This is a genomic window from Rhizobium sp. 01T437 (assembly GCF_056398505.1).
In genome coordinates, this window is record NZ_JBFTPM010000009.1 from 179,932 (window position 1) to 200,982 (window position 21,051).

At 60.5% G+C, this 21,051-nt stretch carries 20 protein-coding genes and 1 tRNA gene; 11 read left to right on the top strand and 10 right to left on the bottom strand.

Annotation, left to right across the window (positions count from 1 at the left end):
* Positions 1-42 precede the first annotated feature (42 nt).
* From AC1DM5_RS20375 to AC1DM5_RS20385, 3 genes are all read right to left on the bottom strand, one after another.
* Positions 43-1,848, bottom strand: coding sequence for a GGDEF domain-containing protein (locus tag AC1DM5_RS20375; protein ID WP_477975498.1), 1,806 nt, complete (start codon positions 1,846-1,848; stop codon positions 43-45).
* Positions 1,849-2,001: 153 nt separating this feature from the next.
* Positions 2,002-2,244 carry a ribbon-helix-helix domain-containing protein gene (locus AC1DM5_RS20380; protein WP_037105511.1) on the bottom strand — a complete coding sequence of 81 codons (243 nt, stop codon included), beginning with the start codon at positions 2,242-2,244 and terminating at the stop codon, positions 2,002-2,004.
* Between the two features lie 211 nt (positions 2,245-2,455).
* The gene (locus AC1DM5_RS20385) at positions 2,456-3,004 is read right to left on the bottom strand and encodes an HdeD family acid-resistance protein (protein ID WP_477821828.1); all 549 of its coding nucleotides are present in this window, start codon (positions 3,002-3,004) and stop codon (positions 2,456-2,458) included.
* Between the two features lie 141 nt (positions 3,005-3,145).
* Between AC1DM5_RS20385 and betI the strand changes: the two genes are divergently transcribed.
* The 5 genes from betI (at position 3,146) to AC1DM5_RS20410 (ending at position 8,613) form a co-directional block, all read left to right on the top strand.
* Positions 3,146-3,733, top strand: coding sequence for a transcriptional regulator BetI (gene betI, locus AC1DM5_RS20390; RefSeq protein WP_477821829.1), 588 nt, complete (start codon positions 3,146-3,148; stop codon positions 3,731-3,733).
* A gap of 34 nt (positions 3,734-3,767) precedes the next feature.
* Positions 3,768-5,231, top strand: coding sequence for a betaine-aldehyde dehydrogenase (gene betB / locus AC1DM5_RS20395; protein WP_477821830.1), 1,464 nt, complete (start codon positions 3,768-3,770; stop codon positions 5,229-5,231).
* A gap of 52 nt (positions 5,232-5,283) precedes the next feature.
* The gene (betA, locus tag AC1DM5_RS20400; protein WP_477821831.1) at positions 5,284-6,936 is read left to right on the top strand and encodes a choline dehydrogenase; all 1,653 of its coding nucleotides are present in this window, start codon (positions 5,284-5,286) and stop codon (positions 6,934-6,936) included.
* A gap of 119 nt (positions 6,937-7,055) precedes the next feature.
* The gene (locus tag AC1DM5_RS20405) at positions 7,056-7,934 is read left to right on the top strand and encodes a sigma-70 family RNA polymerase sigma factor (protein ID WP_477821832.1); all 879 of its coding nucleotides are present in this window, start codon (positions 7,056-7,058) and stop codon (positions 7,932-7,934) included.
* 91 nt (positions 7,935-8,025) lie between these two features.
* Positions 8,026-8,613 carry a flavodoxin family protein gene (locus tag AC1DM5_RS20410; protein ID WP_477821833.1) on the top strand — a complete coding sequence of 196 codons (588 nt, stop codon included), beginning with the start codon at positions 8,026-8,028 and terminating at the stop codon, positions 8,611-8,613.
* Positions 8,614-8,636: 23 nt separating this feature from the next.
* Here the strand turns inward: AC1DM5_RS20410 and AC1DM5_RS20415 are convergent, their stop codons facing one another.
* From AC1DM5_RS20415 to AC1DM5_RS20425, 3 genes are all read right to left on the bottom strand, one after another.
* Positions 8,637-9,107: a DUF6644 family protein gene (locus AC1DM5_RS20415; RefSeq protein ID WP_477821834.1), complete on the bottom strand. Its 471-nt coding sequence runs from the start codon at positions 9,105-9,107 to the stop codon at positions 8,637-8,639.
* Between the two features lie 9 nt (positions 9,108-9,116).
* Positions 9,117-9,503 (bottom strand): DUF6152 family protein, encoded by a 387-nt coding sequence (locus AC1DM5_RS20420; RefSeq protein WP_477821835.1) that lies wholly within the window; start codon positions 9,501-9,503, stop codon positions 9,117-9,119.
* Positions 9,504-9,596: 93 nt separating this feature from the next.
* The gene (locus AC1DM5_RS20425) at positions 9,597-10,043 is read right to left on the bottom strand and encodes an RrF2 family transcriptional regulator (protein WP_477821836.1); all 447 of its coding nucleotides are present in this window, start codon (positions 10,041-10,043) and stop codon (positions 9,597-9,599) included.
* Positions 10,044-10,463: 420 nt separating this feature from the next.
* Between AC1DM5_RS20425 and AC1DM5_RS20430 the strand changes: the two genes are divergently transcribed.
* Genes AC1DM5_RS20430 through cysN form a run of 3 tightly spaced genes read left to right on the top strand, consistent with a single transcriptional unit; the run spans position 10,464 to position 13,664 of the window.
* Positions 10,464-11,207 carry a phosphoadenylyl-sulfate reductase gene (locus AC1DM5_RS20430; RefSeq protein WP_477821837.1) on the top strand — a complete coding sequence of 248 codons (744 nt, stop codon included), beginning with the start codon at positions 10,464-10,466 and terminating at the stop codon, positions 11,205-11,207.
* 17 nt (positions 11,208-11,224) lie between these two features.
* Positions 11,225-12,178 (top strand): sulfate adenylyltransferase subunit CysD, encoded by a 954-nt coding sequence (gene cysD / locus AC1DM5_RS20435; RefSeq protein ID WP_477821838.1) that lies wholly within the window; start codon positions 11,225-11,227, stop codon positions 12,176-12,178.
* Position 12,179: 1 nt separating this feature from the next.
* A complete protein-coding gene (gene cysN / locus AC1DM5_RS20440; RefSeq protein ID WP_477821839.1) occupies positions 12,180-13,664 on the top strand; it encodes a sulfate adenylyltransferase subunit CysN in 1,485 nt (494 codons plus the stop codon).
* 26 nt (positions 13,665-13,690) lie between these two features.
* On the opposite strand, the gene AC1DM5_RS20445 is transcribed toward cysN, so the two are convergent.
* Positions 13,691-14,743, bottom strand: a complete 1,053-nt coding sequence (locus tag AC1DM5_RS20445) for a LacI family DNA-binding transcriptional regulator (RefSeq protein WP_477821840.1) — start codon at positions 14,741-14,743, stop codon at positions 13,691-13,693.
* A gap of 522 nt (positions 14,744-15,265) precedes the next feature.
* On the opposite strand from AC1DM5_RS20445, the gene AC1DM5_RS20450 reads away from it, so the two are divergent.
* Positions 15,266-16,771 carry a DegQ family serine endoprotease gene (locus tag AC1DM5_RS20450; RefSeq protein WP_477821841.1) on the top strand — a complete coding sequence of 502 codons (1,506 nt, stop codon included), beginning with the start codon at positions 15,266-15,268 and terminating at the stop codon, positions 16,769-16,771.
* Between the two features lie 113 nt (positions 16,772-16,884).
* Here AC1DM5_RS20450 and pdxR read toward each other — a convergent pair whose 3' ends face one another.
* Positions 16,885-18,288 (bottom strand): MocR-like pyridoxine biosynthesis transcription factor PdxR, encoded by a 1,404-nt coding sequence (pdxR, locus tag AC1DM5_RS20455; RefSeq protein ID WP_477821842.1) that lies wholly within the window; start codon positions 18,286-18,288, stop codon positions 16,885-16,887.
* A 106-nt stretch (positions 18,289-18,394) separates the two neighbouring features.
* Here pdxR and AC1DM5_RS20460 point away from each other — a divergent pair, with 106 nt between their 5' ends.
* Positions 18,395-19,060: a GNAT family N-acetyltransferase gene (locus tag AC1DM5_RS20460; protein ID WP_477821843.1), complete on the top strand. Its 666-nt coding sequence runs from the start codon at positions 18,395-18,397 to the stop codon at positions 19,058-19,060.
* A gap of 141 nt (positions 19,061-19,201) precedes the next feature.
* The gene (gene yghU / locus AC1DM5_RS20465) at positions 19,202-20,080 is read left to right on the top strand and encodes a glutathione-dependent disulfide-bond oxidoreductase (protein WP_477821844.1); all 879 of its coding nucleotides are present in this window, start codon (positions 19,202-19,204) and stop codon (positions 20,078-20,080) included.
* 329 nt (positions 20,081-20,409) lie between these two features.
* Here yghU and AC1DM5_RS20470 read toward each other — a convergent pair whose 3' ends face one another.
* Positions 20,410-20,595: a hypothetical protein gene (locus tag AC1DM5_RS20470; protein ID WP_310378195.1), complete on the bottom strand. Its 186-nt coding sequence runs from the start codon at positions 20,593-20,595 to the stop codon at positions 20,410-20,412.
* Between the two features lie 216 nt (positions 20,596-20,811).
* Positions 20,812-20,888, bottom strand: a tRNA-Pro gene (locus AC1DM5_RS20475).
* Positions 20,889-21,051: the final 163 nt, after the last annotated feature.

The following is a 21,051-nucleotide window of genomic DNA, read 5'->3' on the forward strand; positions in this document are numbered from 1 at the left end:
TTCAGGGTCTGGGACTTGGGAAGGCCGGAAGTGCCAGAGGCGTCAATTCGCCTCGCCTAACGTATGGAATACGAGGCCTTCGTCGCTCTCCTTGGCGCTCGACTTCACCTGGGCGATTTCGGCGCTGACGCGATTGATATCGTCGATAACGAGACCTTCCGGCAGTTCGAGAACGCCGATCGAGCAGCGCATCAGCGGGAAGAAGGCTTCCGCGCCGGCGCGATCGTGACCGCGGATACGGCCGGCGGCACGGTCCTCATCCGAATAGAGATCGAGCACGTCATCGTGGAAATCGCTGATGAGACGATCGAGGATTTCCGTCAGTTCCTCCTTCGTCCAGCCGACGACACCGACGAAGAAATCGTCGCCGCCGACATGGCCGAGGAAGTGACGCTCGGCAAAGAAGTAACGGCGCATCAGCGCGGCAAAGAGCGAGATCGCATGGTCGCCGAGATGAAAGCCGTAGGCATCGTTGAAGGGCTTGAAATTATCGAAGTCGCAATAGCAGAAATGGCGCACTTCATCGCCGTCGCGGCCGGAATGGCGCATGAAATCGCGGATGGCACGGTTGCCCGGCAAGCCGGTCAGCGGATTCTGGTCCTGTGCCGTCTTCAGCTGCTTCTCATTGATGACCTTGATCAGCGAGGCGGCGGAGACGACGCCGGCATAGCGCATGTTGTCGGTGAGGATCAGGCAGTTGCTACCTTCCATATTGGCGAAGATCACCATGAGCTGATCAGCATCGCTGTCGAGGCCGACGATCGGCGCACGCTCGACGAAATGCGAGATGGTGCGCTCATAGTCCTTGTTCTTCAGAAGATCGCGGCCGAAGGGCTGATAGATATATTCCTTGAGGTGATGCTCGTGAATAATGCCACGCGGCTCGCCATTGGCATTGAGAACCGGGAAATAGGCCTGGCGCGGATTGCGGCGGAACAGTTCAAAGACCGTATCGATGCCATCGCTCTCATAGACGGTCGGCAGCATTTCGATCTGCTTGCGGATGAGGATCTCGTCGAGCGACTGGCTGTTGCCCTTGTTCTTGCCGAGTTCCTGCAGGTGCGGGAAGGCAGGCACGAGTTCGGAGAGATGTGTGGACGGACGCGAGATGAACCAACCCTGCACGAGGTCCACGCCATAATCGCGGCAGACGATGAATTCGGCTTCCGTCTCGATGCCCTCGGCGATCACACGGGTGCCGAGCACGTGGGCCATGTTGACGATGCTCTTCAGCAGGTGGCGCTTACGCGGGCTGCGGTCGATATCGGCGACGAAATGGCGGTCGATCTTCAGGTAATCGACGGAATAGTCGCAGAGCAGCTTCATCTCGCCATGGCCGACGCCGAAATCGTCGATCGCCAGCTTGAAGCCGGCCTTGCGCAGGCGCGAGACGAGATCGGCGAATTCGGGTACGCTGGTATTGTCGAAGCGCTCGGAAAACTCGAAACAGACGGAAGATGGCGGGATATTCGCCGTTTTCAGCTGCAGCAGCAGGCTCTCGACAAGACGATTGCCATGCGGGATGAGGCGAACGTCGAGATTGAGGAAAAGCGTGGCCGTCGCGAAGTTCGAGAGCGTCGAGAATTTGGCGAGCGCGCGGTTCGCGACCATCTGCTCAAGCTGAAGGAGCTGGCCGGTCTCATGGGCTTCGTCGAGGATTTCGATCGGCGTTTCGAAGCCGATACGCTCCTGCCCGCGCATGAGGGATTCATAACCGAAGACCGTGCCGGTACCGGCTTCGACAATCGGCTGAAACGCATTTTCAACGACAAGTTTGGCGAGGGTAACGATCTGATCGCTGGCATAACGACGCACGACACCCGGTTCGACGCTGGCAGCCAAAGACATGCCAATCTCCACTGTGACCTTTTCTTTTTCGGCCGGACAATGGAGCAGAAGGGTCAACGAACCCTTTCCTCAGTATGAAACTTTCATGAACGCGCAACCGCTCATGCACGCCAAGCGCTTATTAGATTTTCGAGTTTACAATCAACAGCTTATTCAGGCCGAACGGCGATGCTCGGCTTCATGATCGGCGAACATATCGGCGACGCATCTGCCGCCGCTGGGTGCGCTTTCATCGGCCAGGACTTCGCTGCGATATTCGCCCAATTTGCGGGCGGCATCCCACAGGCGCAGCGCCTCGCGTACGACTTCGCTGCTCGACGCATATCCGCCTTGATCAACAGCATCGCGAATGCCGGCTGCCTGGAGCGGTGAGATGGAAACGGTGACCATCGGCATGGAATTCTCCTCCCATTCTATTCGGCAGAGACTGCCTCGGGGGTCTATTTTCGGCTTCTGGGGCGACAAGCGCCAATGCCGAAGTGCCTTAGCACAGGAGGCGGCTCTTCTGCGGAGCCGGCCTTCAATCGCAGAATTTTAGTACCCCGTCATGTTCTTGTCAAAAAAGAAACGGTCGAAACGGACCATCCGGCGGCCTCTCTCCACAGTTTCAAGAACGGATACCTAGGCCGAAGGCGAGCATTGTCCAGCCCTGAACGACGAGATCGACCGCCAGGAAGAGGCCGAGAATCCAGAGGCTGTTGACGGGCCAGCCAAGCGCGATCACGAAACCTGCGAGAGCGGTAATGAGGCCGCTCGCAACAATCCAGCCCCAACCCTTAAGCGGCCGCATGCGCATGCCGACGAAAAGGCGGAAGACACCGGCAATGAGCAGCGCTATGGCCAGAAACAGGGTCAAAGCAGCGGACGTAAGGATGGGGTTGATAAAGGCGCAGATGCCGGCGAGCACATAAAGCACACCGCTCAACGCCCAGAAGAGCACATGATCCCAGCCGCGCACCTGGAAAGCGTGGATCAGATAGATAACACCGCCTGCCAGCATCAGCATGCCGACATAAAAGACCGAAGCGACGGTCGCCATCAGCAGGTTGCTGAGAGCGATGAGGCCGCAGATGAGAAGCAGCACGCCGAGACCGACGAACCATACCCATTTCGACCGCAACGGGGATTCGGGCATTCCGTCGTAAATATTGGCCATTGGCGCACCTCCTGATTGCTGGAGATATGCTGCAGCAATTTCTCGCGAAAAGAGGTGATCCGGATCAATCCGGCGAAAGATTTTTGTTGATTGATCAGTCAATCAAAAATACGCTTCAATGCATTCTCGGGAGAACTGAGCTTGCCGAAGGTCGGAATGGAACCGGTGCGCCGCAAGGCGCTTGTGGATGCAGCGCTGCGGGTGATCGGCGATCACGGCTCGCTGACCGTCACCATGTCCGATATCGCCCGGCGGGCCGGGGTGTCGCCTGCCCTTGCCCACCACTATTTCGGCAGCAAGGAACAGCTGCTGATCGAGACAATCCGTTTCCTTTTGCGCCAGTTGCGCAACGACGTGGTGACGGCACTGGGGCAAGCGGCAACGCCGCGAGAGCGGATCTCGGCCATCATCCGCGTCAGCTTTAACGCCGACCAGTTCGCGCCGCAGACGATTGCCGCCTGGCTTGCCTTCTATGCCGAGGCGCAGCGATCCGAAGAGACACGGCGTTTCCTCGTCATCTATGCGCGGCGCCTGCGCTCCAACCTGCTTGCGGCCCTCAAAGCGCTTTGCCCTGACGATGCCGCAGAACGCATCGCGGAGGGCGCGGCCGCGATGATCGACGGGCTCTATATCCGGCAAAGTCTGAAATCGGCGCCGATCGGCATTGCAGCCTCGATCGCGCTGACGGAGGATTATGTGACGATGCAGCTTGCCCGCATCGGCAAATGAACAACACCATCACCACCAGCCAGGGACCAGCGACATGAAAGCCCAGCCGAAAGCATCGCACTTCATCGACGGGGAATATGTCGAGGATGACAGCGGCACCCTCATTGAGAGCATCTATCCGGCAACCGGTGAAGTGATCGCCCGGCTCTATGCCGCAACGCCTGCCATCGTCGAAAAGGCAATCGCGGCTGCCAAGCGCGCGCAGCCGGAATGGGCGGCCTTGAGCCCGATGGCGCGCGGGCGCATCCTGAAGCGCGCGGCCGAGATCATGCGCGAGCGCAACCGCGAGCTTTCAGAGCTGGAAACGCTCGATACCGGCAAGCCGATCCAGGAAACTGTTGTCGCCGACCCGACTTCGGGTGCCGATGCGCTCGAATTCTTTGGTGGTATCGCACCGGCGGGACTGAACGGTTCGCATATCCCGCTTGGTCAGGACTTCGCCTATACGAAGCGCGTGCCGCTCGGTGTGTGCGTCGGCATCGGCGCTTGGAATTATCCACAGCAGATCGCCTGCTGGAAGGGCGCGCCGGCACTGGTTGCCGGGAATGCCATGGTCTTCAAGCCCTCGGAAACCACGCCGCTCGGCGCGCTGAAGATTGCCGAGATCCTGCACGAGGCCGGCCTGCCGAAGGGGCTCTACAATGTCATCCAGGGCGATCGGGATACCGGGCCGCTGCTGGTCAACCACCCCGACGTCGCCAAGGTTTCGCTGACCGGCTCGGTCCCGACCGGGCGCAAGGTGGCTGCTGCGGCTGCAGGCCAGCTCAAGCACGTGACGATGGAGCTTGGCGGCAAGTCGCCGCTGATCGTCTTCGACGACGCCGATCTCGACAGCGCCGTCGGCGGCGCGATGCTCGGCAATTTCTATTCGACGGGCCAGGTCTGCTCCAACGGCACGCGCGTCTTCGTACAAAAGAAGATCAAGGGTGAATTCCTGAAACGGCTGAAGACGCGGACCGAAGCGATCCTCATCGGCGACCCGATGGATGAGGCCACGCAGCTCGGTCCGATGGTCTCCTGGGCACAGCGCGAGAAGGTGCTCGCCTATATCGAGAAGGGCAAGGCCGAGGGTGCGACGTTGGTGACCGGCGGCGGTATCCCGAACCATGTGACGGGCGAAGGCTATTATGTGCAGCCGACCGTCTTTGCCGATGTGACCGACGGGATGACGATCGCGCGCGAAGAGATCTTCGGCCCGGTCATGTGTGTGCTCGATTTCGACGATGAAGCCGAGGTGATCAAGCGCGCCAATACGACGGAGTTCGGCCTCTCCGGCGGCGTCTTCACTGCCGATCTGACACGCGCTCACCGCGTCGTCGACCAGCTAGAGGCCGGCACGCTCTGGATCAACACCTACAATCTCTGCCCGGTGGAAATCCCCTTCGGGGGATCGAAGCAATCGGGCTTCGGACGGGAGAATTCGCTGGCAGCGCTTGAGCACTATAGCGAGCTGAAGACGGTTTATGTCGGCATGGGGCCGGTCGCCTCGCCCTACTGAGCCCATCCAAAACCGACGCATCCGTTGCACACGACAATCCAAAGGGAACAGCATGCAACAGGCAGATTTCGTCATCGTCGGCTCCGGCTCGGCAGGTTCGGCGCTGGCCTACCGGCTCTCGGAAGACGGCAAGAACACGGTCATCGTCATCGAGGCGGGCGGCTCGGATTTCGGGCCGTTCATCCAGATGCCGGCGGCCCTTGCCTGGCCGATGAGCATGAAGCGCTATAACTGGGGCTATCTTTCCGAGCCCGAGGCGAATCTCAACAACCGGCGCATCACCGCGCCGCGCGGCAAGGTGATCGGCGGCTCCTCCTCGATCAACGGCATGGTCTATGTGCGCGGCCATGCGGAAGACTACAATCGATGGGAAGAGCTCGGCGCGAATGGCTGGGCCTACGCGGATGTGCTGCCCTATTTCAAGCGTATGGAGAACTCGCACGGCGGCGAGGAAGGCTGGCGCGGTACAGATGGCCCACTGCATGTGCAGCGCGGCGTGGTGAAGAACCCGCTGTTTCACGCCTTCATCGATGCCGGAAAACAAGCGGGCTTCGAGACGACCGAGGATTATAACGGCTCCAAGCAGGAAGGCTTCGGGCTGATGGAACAGACCATCCATCGCGGCCGGCGCTGGTCGGCGGCAAGCGCCTATCTGAAGCCGGCGCTAAAGCGGCCGAACGTTGAGCTCGTCAAAGGCTTTGCGCGCAGGATCATCATCGAGAACGGCCGCGCGACGGGCGTGGAAATCGAGCGCGGCGGCGCAACCGAGATCGTCAAGGCTAATCGCGAGGTGATCGTCTCGGCCTCCTCCTTCAACTCTCCGAAACTCTTGATGCTCTCCGGCATCGGCCCCGGCGGGCATCTGCAGGACATGGGCATTGAGGTAAAGGTCGATCGGCCGGGCGTCGGCGCCAATCTGCAGGACCATATGGAATTCTATTTCCAGCAGATCTCGACCAAGCCGGTGTCACTCTATTCCTGGCTGCCATGGTTCTGGCAGGGTGTCGCCGGTGCACAATGGCTGCTTTCTAAGGGCGGCCTTGGCGCTTCCAACCAGTTCGAGGCCTGCGCCTTTCTGCGTTCTGCACCGGGGCTGAAGCAGCCAGATATCCAGTATCATTTCCTGCCGGTCGCCATCAGCTATGACGGCAAGGCGGCGGCCAACACGCACGGCTTCCAGGTGCATGTCGGCTACAATCTATCGAAATCACGGGGCAACGTCACGCTGCGCTCCGCCGATCCGAAGGCAGATCCGGTGCTGCGTTTCAACTATATGAGCCATGCCGAAGACTGGGAGAAATTCCGCCACTGCGTGCGCCTGACGCGCGAGATCTTCGGCCAGAAGGCTTTCGACCATTATCGCGGCCCGGAAATCCAGCCGGGCGAGAAGGTTCAGACGGACGAACAGATCGACGCCTTCCTGCGCGAACATCTGGAAAGCGCCTACCACCCCTGCGGCACCTGCCGGATGGGGGCGAAGGACGATCCGATGGCGGTGGTCGATCCCGATACACGGGTGATCGGTGTGGACGGCCTGCGGGTCGCAGACAGCTCGATCTTCCCGCATGTCACCTATGGCAATCTGAATGGTCCGTCGATCATGACCGGCGAGAAGGCCGCAGACCATATTCTCGGCAGACAGCTGATGGCACGATCCAACCAGGAGCCGTGGATCAATCCGCGCGCGGCGGTGAGCGACCGGTAAGGCTGCACAAAAAACTGGACAGCATGTCACAAATGACCACCTCATCTCGTCCAGCCTTCTCGAACGGACGAGGTGAAGGAGATGGCGATGGCGAAGCTGGACCAGCGAAAGGCCGAGCGATGACGGCGACGGTAGGAACAGACACTGCCTCCGTCTTCAATCCGCTACGGCCGCGCCTCATGCGGATTGCTTACCGCATGCTGGGATCAGTCACGGAAGCCGAAGATATCGTGCAGGAGGCCTTCCTGCGCTGGCTCGATGCCGATCGCGATGAGGTTCGTGAGCCGGCCGCCTTTTTGCACCGGATCGTGACGCGACTTTGCCTCGATCAGTTGAAATCGGCGCGGCGCCGGCGCGAGACCTATATCGGACCGTGGCTGCCGGAGCCGATCGTGGTCGCGCCGGAAGAGGAAGTCGACGATGTCACGCTGCCGCTGATGCTGGCGCTGGAACGGCTTTCGCCGCTCGAACGAGCCGTCTTCGTGCTGCATGATGTCTTCGGCGTCGGTTTCGAGGAGATCGCCGCCACCATCGGACGCAAACCTGCGGCCTGCCGTCAGCTTGCCAGCCGGGCACGGGCCAATGTTCGGAGCGCGCGGCCGCGCTATGCCCTACCGCCGGAACACGGCCTGCAGATCGCCTCTGCCTTCTTCACGGCGTCGCGCAGCGGCAATATCGAGGCATTGCGGGCGCTGCTTGCTAAGGATGCAACCGTCTATACGGACGGTGGCGGCAAGGCGGTGGCGCCAAGGCGGCCGATCATCGGTCGCGACAAGGTAACCAAGCTCTTTGCAGCGCTGGCGCCGATCTTCACCGCGCATATGTCGCGACTGCTGCATTACGGCTTGATCAACGGATTGCCGGGCTTTGTCAGCATCGAGGAAGACAGCTGGCTGCAGACCACGGCTCTCCAGATCGAAGATGGCAGGATCACCGCGATCTATGTGACGCGCAATCCCGAAAAGCTCGCGCATCTGGAACAGAACGCCCTGCACTAGGGCGCATCATACTCACAACCCGCCCATTTCACGATCCGCAGCCCCACTGCGGAGGCGGGCATCTGTATTTCAAATCAGAGGAGATCGACCCATGACAGAGATACGTATCGCCATCGTCTACCACAGCGGATACGGCCATACGGCGCGGCAGGCAGAAGCAGTGAAAGCCGGTATTGACCGGGTCGCCGCCGTTAGCTGTCTGCTGCTGACGGTAGAGGAAGCGCCGAACCGTTGGGACGATCTCGCCGCGGCGGAGGCGATCGTCTTCGGCGCGCCGACCTATGTCGCCGGACCGTCTGCCGCCTTCAAGGCCTTTCAGGAGGCGAGCTCGCACGCGGTCATGGCGAGAGGTTATCACTGGAAGGACAAGATCGCTGCCGGCTTCACCAATTCGGGCTCCCAGGCGGGCGACAAGCTCGCCACCCTGATGCAGATCGCCCTTTTTGCCGCCCAACACGGCATGCACTGGATCAATCTCGACCTGCCGCCGGCCAACAATTCCTCCTTCGGCTCGAAGGAAGAGCTCAACCGGCTGGGTTTCTGGCTCGGTGCGGCCGCGCAATCGAATGTCGACGAAGCCCCTGACATCGCGCCGCCTGAAGCGGACCTCGCAACTGCCCGCCACCTCGGCCAGCGGGTTGCCGAAACAACGCTGCAATTCGTGCGTGGGCGCGGCTGAGCGACATCTGGCGGACGATCAGGTCAGAGAAAACCGATCCACCTGCCGGCCACCACGGCCGCGATCCATATCATCGCAGAAAGAGCTGCGGAGAACCGCATGGCGGGATGAACGATGCCGATCGTGATTGCGGTTCGCCATCCCTGCCCAGCATGAACCAGGAGCACATTGAGGATGCCGAAAGCGATCAGTCCGAGCTTGGCAAGGAAGGCGGGATTGGCGGCATATTCGCCCGGGCGGACGCTGAAGAGGCAGAAGCCGGTGAGCAAAGCCAGGGCGAGGCCGATGCCGGCCGAACGGGACAGGAATGGCGCAACGACCTCCACCGGCACCTTACCGAAAAAACCGGCGAGCCTGAGATCAAGCGGCAGGATGGCGCCGACCAGAAGACCGATCGCCAGGATATGCGCGGCATTGACGAACATGTAGAGCGTCACGGAGCCCCGAAGCTCGACCGCAAGCGTCATGGCAGCCAGCCATTCGAGAAGCTCCATGACGAGGCGTCAGTTCGTATGGATGCGTTCCGGATAAATATCGTAGCGCCTTTCACCAATGGTGATGCGCACCGCCTTCAGCCGTTTCTCTGTGCGGTCCTGCGACCGGTTTCCGAGTGCCATGACCTGATCGCCAGGCTTTGCGACACCTTCCACGAAACCTGCGCGTTCTGTCTGGCGCGGATTGCCGAGCTCGACGCGCCAGACACCGTCATCGACGGTTGCGACATCGAGCGTCGGATGCGGCCCGCCCATCGATATTTGCTGGATGATGCCGCGAAGCTCGATCTGGTCGGCTTCCGCCCATGACCAGCCGTGATGGGCCGCAGCACCGGTTGCAACTGTAGCCGACAGCAGGACAGCCGCCAGCGCTCTCTTTCCCGAAGGTGCGAACATGATGTTTCTCCCTACCCGAATGCACGGGCAGGTGGAGCATGTCAGACAGATGGAAAGGTCACTCACCGAATCTTGAGGGCCGGTGAGAGGGGATCAGGCAAGCAGACGGGTGACTTCCGCACCACGCTTGGTGCTGACGGCGTCTGCAATCGTCGTGGAGAACAGCACCTTGCGGGTGGCGTCCGCTACCTTGGCGAAGACGTGGCGAATTTGGCAGGTCTGCTCGCCGTCGCAATCATCGCACTTGCGGTAGGCGGTGATCGACAGGCAGGGCAGCGGCGCGATCGGGCCATCGATGATGCGCAGGATCTCGCCGAAGGTGATGCTATGAGCCGGCTTCAGCAGCAGGTAGCCACCCTGCTTGCCGCGGCGGCTGACGACGATGCCGTGATGTTTGAGGTCGAGCAGGATCTGTTCCAGAAACTTCTTCGGGATCTTTTGCTGCACGGCAATGTCGGAAATCATGACGGGTTCGTCGGCCACAGCTTCCGCCAGAACCGTCAGCGCCCGCAGCGCATATTTTGCCTTTTGCGTAATCATCTCGGACCGTCGACACACACAGAGCGGTGTCGAATCCCGACATCGCCAAAAAAGCTGATTGCCTCTATTGCACGGCCAGCATGAACGGAATTTGAACAAGCCGGAAAAAGCCTTGAGAGACAAGTATTTTGGCCCTGTTTTTCACCCTCGGCCAACAGCTGATAATCTATGTCAAAAGAGGACAATTTTCATCATCGCCGCCATCAATTCAGATTTCCAATTGACAGGCGCCGTGTAACACTACTATTTCTATAGACATTAAGTTCGAGGCGCCATTTCTGCGCCTGCGGCTGCTTTTCTGCATTGCGGCAGGATGGGAGAGATATTTGCTCCGCTAAGCAGTCCTTTCGAAATCCCTTTTTCTGTCCGATCCGTCCTTCAGCTGTAATACTCCGGCCAATATCAAGGACAGGATCCCCCATGACTGTTATCAATCCGATCGAAGAAGCCGAGGCTTTGGCTGACAAGCTTTCGGGTCTCGACCTCGCCGGCCGGCTTTCGTTTGTCGCTGGCCTTGGCGGGCGTGTGGTCTTCACCACCTCGCTCGGCATCGAGGACCAGGTCATCACCGCCGAGATCGGCACGCATCGCCTGCCGATCGACGTCGTCACGCTGCAGACAGGGCGGCTTTTCCCTGAAACGCTTGCGCTGATCGACGAGACCGAGAGCCAGTACGACATTCACATCACCCGCTATGAACCGGAGCAGGCCGACATCGACGCTTACGCGGCGAAATACGGCATGAACGGTTTCTACGAGAGCGTCGAAGCCAGACATGCCTGTTGCGGCGTGCGCAAGCTGAAGCCGCTTGCGCGGGCGCTGGCAGGTGCCACGATCTGGATCACCGGCCTGCGCCGCGGCCAGTCGGCCAATCGCGCCGAGACGCCCTTTGCCGAATATGACGCCGAACGCCACCTGTTGAAGGTCAACCCGCTCGCTGACTGGGACATCGACAAGATCAAGGTCTTCGTCGCCGACAACGGCGTGCCGGTGAACCCGATGCATGCCCGCGGTTATCCCTCGATCGGTTGCGAGCCCTGCACCCGCGCCATCAAGCCCGGTGAGCCGGAACGCGCTGGCCGCTGGTGGTGGGAACAGGATGAGACGCGCGAATGCGGTTTGCATGTCGCCGAAGAGGCGGCCGCGATCGCCGTGCAGCAATAAGAAGTTTGGAGTACGAAATGCCCGATACCCGTCAGGATACGGAACTGAACAATCCGCAGAGCGCCAAGCCGCCGCTCGACCCGCATCTGAAGGCGCTGGAAAACGAAGCGATCCACATCTTCCGCGAAGTTGCCGCCGAATTCGAGCGCCCCGTGATGCTCTATTCGATCGGCAAGGATTCATCCGTGCTGCTGCACCTTGCCCGCAAGGCTTTCTATCCCGGCCGCATCCCCTTCCCGCTGCTGCACGTCAACACCGGCTGGAAGTTCGCGGAGATGATCACCTTCCGCGACCAGATCGTGAAGGAATACGATCTCGACCTGATCGAGCACATCAACCCGCGCGGTGCGGCTGAAAACATCACGCCGTTCACCTATGGCTCTGCTCGCTACACCGACATCATGAAGACGGAAGCGCTGCGCAATGCGCTCGATGCCGGCCAGTTCGATGCGGCCTTCGGCGGCGCGCGACGCGACGAGGAAGCCTCCCGTGCCAAGGAGCGCATCTATTCCTTCCGTACGCCCGACCATCGCTGGGACCCGCGCAACCAGCGCCCGGAGCTCTGGAACGTCTATAACGGCCAAATCCGCAAGGGCGAAAGCGTGCGCGTCTTCCCGCTGTCCAACTGGACCGAGGTCGATATCTGGCGCTACATTCAGGCCGAGGATATCCCAATCGTGCCGCTCTATTTCGCGGCCAAGCGCCCCTATGTCGAGCGTGACGGCATGATGATTGCGGCCTCCGATCCGCGCCTCGAATTGCTGCCCGGCGAAACGAAGCAGGAAGACTTCATCCGCTTCCGCACGCTCGGCTGCTTCCCGCTGACGGGCGCGATCCGCTCTACCGCCACCACCCTTGAAGAGATTATCGCGGAGCTGGAGATCGCCACGGTTTCCGAGCGCCAGGGCCGCGCCATCGACCGTGACCAGTCCGGTTCCATGGAAAAGAAGAAGCGTGAAGGATATTTCTGAGATGACTGCAGCAGTTCCCGCAAACGTCGTCGCCGTGCCCGCCGCCGAGCCCCTGAAGGCCGTGCGCGACTCGCGCCCGTTGCGCCTCATCACCTGCGGCAGCGTCGATGACGGCAAGTCCACCCTGATCGGCCGCCTGCTCTGGGACACCAAGGCAGTGAAGGAAGACCAGGCGGCAACGCTTCGTCGCGATTCCACTGGCAAGCAGAACGATCTCGGCCTGCCCGACTTCGCGCTGCTGCTCGATGGTCTGCAGGCCGAGCGCGAACAGGGCATTACCATCGATGTCGCCTATCGCTATTTCTCGACCGACAAGCGCTCCTTCATCGTTGCCGACACGCCCGGCCATGAGCAGTATACCCGCAACATGGCGACCGGCGCTTCAACAGCCGATCTCGCCGTGCTGCTGGTCGATGCCCGCGCCGGCATCCTCGAACAGACGCGCCGCCACGCGACGATCGCCTCGCTGCTCGGCATCAAGCAATTCGTACTCGCGGTCAACAAGATCGACCTGACGAATTACGACCGCGCCGGCTTCGACAAGATCACCCACGAGTTCAAGGAATTTGCTCTGTCGCTCGGCGTCAAGCAGATCACCGCGATCCCGATGTCTGCGCTGAAGGGTGAAAACGTCGTCTATTCCGGCCAGGCAGCAATGCCCTGGTACAGCGGCCCGACGCTGGTCGAGACGCTGGAACATGCGACAGTGCGCTCCGGCCAGACGACCGGCTTCCGCCTCTCGGTACAACGCGTCTCCCGTCCGGGCGAAAGCTTCCGCGGCTATCAGGGCACGGTTGCCGGCGGTTCTGTGAAGCCGGGCGACAGCGTCATGATCCTGCCCTCGGGCATGGTCGCCAATGTCACCAAGATCGTCACCTTCGATCTGGTGCGCAATGCGGCTGTTGCCGGTGATGCGATCACGCTCGTGCTCGACCGTCAGGTTGACGTGGCACGCGGCGACATGATCGTTTCGATCGACTCGCAGCCGCAGACCGGCCTTTCCTTCGATGCGCAGGTCGTTGCCCTGCAGCCGGAAGGCATCGAAGCCGGCAAGCGCTACTGGCTGAAGAGCGGCTCGCGCCGCCAGCGTGTTCAGGTCGAGCCCGTCAGCCAGCTGGAGCTGAAGACCGGCGCGTGGAACTCCGCCCAGCGGCTTTATATGAATGCCATCGGCAAGGTGCGTCTCGTTTTCGACGAAGCCGCAATCTTCGATCCCTACGAGCAGAACCGCGCCACCGGTTCCTTCATCCTGATCGACCCCGAGACCAACAACACCATCGCCGGCGGCATGGTGACCAGCAAGCGCGCCGATGTCAGCGGCCTGCATGGCAATGATGCCCGCGTGATCCTGTCGCTTCCGGCGGACCTTGCCGAGCAGATCATGGCAAGCGAGTTGTTCGCCAAGCGTAGCCACGAAGCGGAGGTGCGCCGCATGACGGCCTCGGAAGCAGCCGAGCTCTGGTCGAGCGCGGCCAGCGATATCTAAAAAAAAAGGGGCCAATCGGCCCCTTTTTATTGCTTCGGCATCGAGCGCGTCGATCCGCGCTCGATGATCGAAAAGCCGAGATCGACCCTGTGTTCCTCTGCCGGCTCTTCGCGGATGGCGCGTAGCAGCAAATCGGCGACGCGGCGGCCAAGATCATGACGCGGAACATGCACCGTCGTCAGAGATGGCGAGGTGAACTGCGCGAATTCCAGATCGTTGAAGCCGCAGATACCGAAATCATCGGGCACGCTGATACCGCGTTCATTGCATTCGATCAGCGCGCCGAGGGCGAGATCATCATTTTGCGCAAGGATCGCATCGAGATCCGGAACCCGCTCCAGCAATTCGCTGAACAGGCGCCGTCCAAGACCGATGCTGGTGGAACCGTCTTCGCCATGTGTCAGCGATGGATTGTCGAGACCGGCCTGGCGCATGGCCTCCTCATATCCCGCACGACTGCGGCGCGAGCGGATATCGCCGAGCCCGCCAATGAAACCAATCCGCTTGTACTCTTTCGACAGAAGGAAACGGGTGGCGGCAGCGGCGGCGACATGATGCGACATGCCGACAAGCAGCGTTTCCGGCGGCTGGCTGAGATCGGCGACGTGGGCGACCGGAAAGGCGGCCGCATCCATCAGCGTCGCAAGGCCGTCGTAATATTCCGCGTTGACGAGGATGATCCCGGCCGGCTTCTGCGCCAGGAAGGATTTGAACTGGTTGATCTCCTGATCGACGTCGTTGAGCGTGTTGGCATATTGCACCCGCAGATCCGTAGCGCGCAAACGCTCCTCGATGCCCATCATCACACCGGTGAAGCAGGGATGATGAAGCGACGGCGTGATGACGCCGACGATGCCGCTGTGGCGGCCGGCAAGCGCGCGGGCGGCAAGATTGGGGATGTAGCCCATCTCGTCGACTGTGCGCAGGATGACCTCTCGCAGCTCTTCAGAGACAATTTCGGGATTGCGAAGCGCACGCGAGATGGTGATCGGACTGACCCCTACCCTCTTTGCAACATCACTCAGCTTTACATGGGAACCGCGCTTCGTTTCCCGCCCCGGCTTCACTGAATCCCTCATCGCTTCCCGCATGCCGCCGCGAGCCTGGCCCTCTGCCGATTCGCAGTTTCCTCTTTCTGAAGAAAAATTAATTTAGAGTCTACTAACATTTTAATGTTCCGCCTCAACCAAACCGCGAAAAAACATGAACAAACGTTGCGAATGGTTCGATTTAATACGCGGCTGGCGGCCGGCGGATCACGGGAAAGTGGGATATATTTTACTATTCTGGCACCCCGCGGTGCGGGCAACAGCAGGCGCCGGGAGAATTGCGGCAATGCTTGGTCAGCCAAGATTAAATTATAGTAATGTCTTACAATACCGTAACACAAACATGATCAATGTTTAATTTGTAAATCCCGAGGAACGGGTCATATAGGTATCAAGCGCCAGTTCTTCCCGAACACAGTATTCGCCACATCATACAGGCGAAACCCAGGTAATATACGGTAAAAACTGACGGCAATACTTATCGACGCCAAGGTCCATGGCACGGAACCAAGACGCCACTCAATGCCAACGCTCTCGCAAGGGACTTCCACCATGTCAAACATTCTTCGCAAGCATCGGGCCGCAGCACTTGTCGGAGCGGCCATCGTTCTCGGCGCGGCCTCCCTACCCTTCGCCATCTCCTCTTCCTCGGCGGCTCTTGCTGCACCGGCCGAGACCGGCGGCGTTCTTGCCTCCAGCGGCTCGTTTGCTTCCATCGTCGATGCCGACAAGCCGGCCGTGGTGACCATTACCACCACGATGAAGGCGACCAACGCCAGCGCCGACAGTTCACCGATGGACGAGCAGTTCCGCCAGTTCTTCGAACAGCAGGGTATTCCTCTGCCGCACCAGGCACCACAGCAGCAGCAACCGCAGCAGCATGCCATGGCGCTCGGCTCCGGCTTCGTCATCAGCCCCGACGGCGTGATCGTCACCAACAACCACGTCATCGATAATGCCATCGACATCAAGGTCACACTCGATGACGGCACCGAACTGCCGGCCAAGCTGCTTGGCGCCGATGCCAAGTCCGACCTCGCGGTTCTGAAGGTTCAGGCTCCGCATCCGCTTGCGACCGTCGCCTGGGGCGATTCCGACAAGCTGAAGCTCGGCGACCAGATCCTTGCCATCGGCAACCCGTTCGGCATCGGCACGACGGTGACGGCCGGCATCGTCTCGGCCCGCGGCCGCGACCTGCATAGCGGCCCCTATGACGACTTCATCCAGATCGATGCACCGATCAACCACGGCAATTCCGGCGGTCCGCTGGTCGATCGTGACGGTAATGTCGTCGGCATCAATACCGCCATCTATTCGCCGAACGGCGGCAGTGTCGGCGTCGGCTTCGCCATTCCTTCGTCTGAAGCAAAGACGATCGTCGCCAAGCTGCAGAAGGACGGTTCGATCGATCACGGTTATCTCGGCGTGCAGATCCAGCCGGTCACGCAGGATGTCGCCGATGCTGTCGGCCTCTCCAAGGCTGAAGGTGCGCTGGTTGCCGCCGTTACCAACGGAACGCCTGCTGCCCATGCAGGCATCAAGACGGGTGACATCGTAACCGCCGTCGGCAGCGAAAATGTCAAGACGCCGAAGGACCTGTCGCGCCTCGTTGCCGATCTGTCCCCAGGTGCAAAGGAAACGCTCGCTGTCTGGCGTGACGGCAAGACGGTCGATCTCAACGTCACCGTCGGCGGCAATGAAGACACGCAGAAGCAGGCCGCCGCCGAAAGCAGCGACGACCAGGGCCAGGCTGCCGGCCAGCCGAGCCTCGGCATCGGCCTTGCCGACCTGACGCCTGATGTCCGCCAGCAGCTCAACCTGCCCCACGGCGTCAACGGTGCCGTCGTTGCCAACGTCAACCCGGACAAGTCGGCCGCTGCGGCCGGCATCCAGCCCGGTGACGTGATCGTCTCGGTCAACGACAAGCCGGTGCATGACGCCCACGACGTCAAGACCGCCGTCGCCGATGCCGGCAAGTCTGGCCGCAAGTCGGTGCTGCTCCTGATCGAACGTGGCGGCAACAAGACCTTCGTGGCCGTGCCCTTCGCCGCCGCTTGAAGGGCATCCACGTGAGCGCTGCGCCCGGACCAGTTCCGGGCGCATGCGTTTCTGAGTAATTCCGGCAAAAATGCGCAGCGGTTTTGCGTCCGGAATTGCGTGAAAACAAATGGCTAGAGCATCGCTCTGAGATCGGTTGCTAATCTTTGAACGGCAGCCGCTTCTGCTTGCGAGATACCGAAGAGAATGCCGGGGGCAGATTTGCCGATAAAGAAACCCGACATCGGCATCAGACCATATCCTGATGCATTCACCTTCGCGACGACCGCCCGGTCATCCACCGTCTCATCGCGAAACCAGGCCGCAAGCTGCAGTCCGCCATTGCCACCCGAAACGACAAGCCTTCCGCCAAAATGACCCTCCAGCATCCCGATCGTCCGGGCCATGCGCTCGGCATATTGCTGGTTCATGCGCCTCAAATAGGCGCGCAGACGGCCCTCATTGATGAAATCGGCAAGTGCTGCCTGGATATGGGTGGAGACGGCGACGCCCCTGCGATGCAGCGCCTCCGAAGCCTCTGATACCAGCCAGCGCGGCACGACGGCATAGGCGACACGCAGGCCGGGTGCCAGTACCTTCGAGAAGGTGCCGACATAGGCCACGACCTCCGCCCTGTCGATGCCCTGCAAGGCTGCGATCGGCCGGGAGCCATATTGAAAATCGCTGTCGTAATCATCCTCGACGATAAGGCTTTCGTGACGGCGCGCCGCCTCCAGCAGCGCCAGCCGGCGCGGTAGGCTGAGCGTGGCGCCGGTCGGATATTGATGGGATGGCGTCACATAGATCAGCGACGGCTGCGGGCCTTCTGCCTTCGATACGTCAATGCCGTGCTCATCGCAGGGAACCGCCACGATGTCGGCGCCGGCATCGCCGAGCAGCAAGCGCGCAGCAGGGTAGCCAGGATCTTCCATCCATGCGGTCTTGCGCCCGTTCCTTCTCAGCATGGTTCTCGCCAGCATGTCGATCGCCGCGCGCGTGGAGGGCATGATCATGACCTGCTCCGACTCGGCGAGCACGCCGCGCGTCGCAGAAATATGCTCAAGGATGGCTTCGCGCAGCTCGCGGATACCAGTCGGGTTCTCATAGCCGAGGTGATGGATGCGCAGCGAGCGGCTGCGTGCGGCAAGATGACGGCTCCAGGCGGCATGCGGGAAATCTGATACATCGGGCACACCGGGCCGGAACAGGCCACGATAGGAAGGCTGGTCCGATCTTTTTTCCTCGACGGGAGCACGGTCGTCCCGTTGGTGCTCGGGCCGCATGCGTTCAAGCGCGGCAACCCGCGTCGCAGCACCGGCAGACGCCTCGATATAACCTTCGGATCTCAGGCGGTCATAGGCCCCTACCGCCGTGGAGCGTGCAACACCGAGCGAAGCCGCAAAGGCACGGGTCGATGGCAGCTTATGGCCGGCCGGAAGCTGGCCGAGCAGGATACGGTCGCGCAGGCTTCGATAGATCTGGCCGGTCAGGTCACCGCCGTTTCGATCGAGGCTCAGCCATGTGGGTGCCGATGTCATGCGTCAACTGGTCTGCCAGAAAGTTCAGAACTGGACTTTTACTCCAGTCCATTTGCAAGGCAAGAGCAGTCGGAGTTCAATGCATAAGTTCAATGGAATGACGGATATGACAAAAGATCTTGCCGACTGGAAGGGTGTTGCCCGCCCCGCCCGCGCCCCGATTGAAGGCCGCTACACCCGCCTGGAACCGCTGGACGCCGCAAAGCACGGCGCCGATCTGCTCCGCTCGGCGCAGCAGCCGGGCGCGGAGGACCGCTTCCGCTATCTCTTCGAAGCAGCACCTGCTGATATGGCAGCCTTCACGCCCTGGCTGGAAAGGTCCGTCGCAAGCGAAGACCCGCTGTTCTTTGCCGTCATCGACAAGGCAACGGGACGCGCCGAGGGCCGACAGGGACTGATGCGCATCGATACCGCCAACGGTGTCATCGAGATCGGCAATATCCTCTGGGGACCTGAGATCGCCCGCAAGCGCGTTGCGACCGAAGCGCTCTATCTCTGCGCCGCTTATGTCTTCGACACGCTCGGCTACCGGCGTTTCGAATGGAAGTGCAACAATCTCAACGAACCGTCCAAGCGCGCAGCACAACGCTTCGGCTTCGCCTTCGAAGGCATCTTCCGCCACCATATGGTGCAGAAGGGCCGCAATCGCGATACCGCCTGGTTTGCCATGACGGACGGCGATTGGCCGAAGCTGAAGGCCGGCTATGAGGCATGGCTGGCACCCGAAAACTTCGATGCCGAGGGACAGCAAAAAAGCAAGCTCAGCTTCTAACGCGGCTCTGGCGGCGGCAATTAAAAAGCCGCCGCCCCGATGACAATAACTTCATTGCTACCAATATGTTCATGGGTCCCAATTGAGGTTAAGGGTTGGGCCTTTCACGCAAAGCACGAAGTTATTCTGTCAGGAGCTCATATGACCAGTTCGTCCGAGTATACGCCCCCCAAGATCTGGACCTGGGACAAGGAAAGCGGCGGCCAGTTCGCCAGCATCAACCGCCCGATTGCTGGGCCGACTCGTGAAAAAGAGTTGCCGGTCGGCCGCCACCCGCTGCAGCTTTATTCGCTTGGAACACCGAATGGCGTGAAAGTGACGATCATGCTGGAGGAGTTGCTGGCGCTTGGCCATAGCGGCGCGGAATATGATGCCTGGCTGATCAGGATCGGCGATGGCGACCAGTTCGGCAGCGGCTTCGTCGAGGTCAACCCAAACTCCAAGATCCCGGCGCTAATGGACCGCAGCGGCGAAAAGCCGGTGCGCATCTTCGAATCCGGCGCGATCCTCACCTATCTCGCGGAAAAATTCGGCGCCTTCCTGCCGACCGACCCGGCCAAGCGCGCCGAGTGTTTCTCCTGGCTGTTCTGGCAGGTCGGCAGCGCGCCCTATCTCGGCGGCGGCTTCGGCCATTTCTATGCCTATGCGCCGACGAAGATCGAATATGCGATCAACCGTTTCGCCATGGAGACCAAGCGCCAGCTCGACGTGCTCGACCGGCGTCTGGCCGAAAGCGAATATATTGCCGGCGATGAGTTCACCATCGCCGACATGGCGATCTGGCCCTGGTATGGCGGCCTCGTGAAGGGCTGGATGTATGGTGATTCCGCCGAATTCCTGCAGGTGCAGGAATACAAGAACATGAAGCGCTGGACCGACCTGATCGGCGAGCGTCCCGCCGTCAAGCGCGGCCGCATGGTCAACCGCCTCAGCGGCGAGCCCTCCAGCCAGCTCCACGAACGCCATGACGCCAGCGACTTCGACACGAAGACGCAGGACAAGCTGCAGGTAGCCGGCTGACGACATCAGAAAGGCAGGCTCGCCGTTACGACGGCGTGCCTGCCCTTGCCAAAAAACGGCGCCAGGCCGAAATCGCAAATTTTCCCACTAAAAATTATGGGTTTTTAAGCGAACTGTACCGAATCCGGCAAAAGTGCCCTCGCCTCATTCTTCCAGTCTTGCTGAAATGCCCAAGCTCTCCTGCCACCTTTCGGAGAGCTTTCCCCATCTACCCCGCCGAAAGCCACCGGCGGGGCTTTTTATTTCAAGCATCTGGGAAATCTCTTGGCCGTGTCAGAGCGGGCTGACGCCAACATCACATTCATAGCTCAGGTGGAAAAGCTTTCGCTCTAACGCCACTTCGGCTGAGGCGTGGAAGCGTTCGCCTGGATCTCGTGGAGTGGCGCCCGATGGCCCAGGAGCTTCTTCAGCTTCTTCTCCTCGGCCGGGCCTATCCCGAATTTTCGGCAATGCTCCGTGATATCCTGATCTTTCGGGCCGGGAATTCGAACTTGTCGATTGTTCATCTTCTTCATTGATGCTTCCTCCTCCGAAGGAAACCAGCTTAGCGCCAATTTGTTCGTTAGCAACATCTAAAATTTAACGTTTTGGCTATTTCAAATCGGTGGGCAAAGGAAGGAACAGAACCCGTCAGGCTCCTGCGAGCGGGCTGCCAGGGAGGGAATAAAAAGACGTGCCAGGCGGAGAGAATGCCAGAAAAGAAAAAAGCCCGCTTTCGCGGGCTTTTCGGCTGGTCGGAGTGGAGTGATTCGAACACTCGACCCCCACGTCCCGAACGTGGTGCGCTACCAGACTGCGCTACACTCCGTGACCAGCGGCGCCTCTATAGACCGGCCTATCATGTTGCGCAAGCGCCAAAATTCAAAAAGTCGTCTGAATTTTTGACAGGCTAATGACGGCGCCTTCCCGCCGGCCGTGCAGCAAAAAGCCACACCTCCGGCAAATTCTTCACAAGCGCCGAACAGGCAATT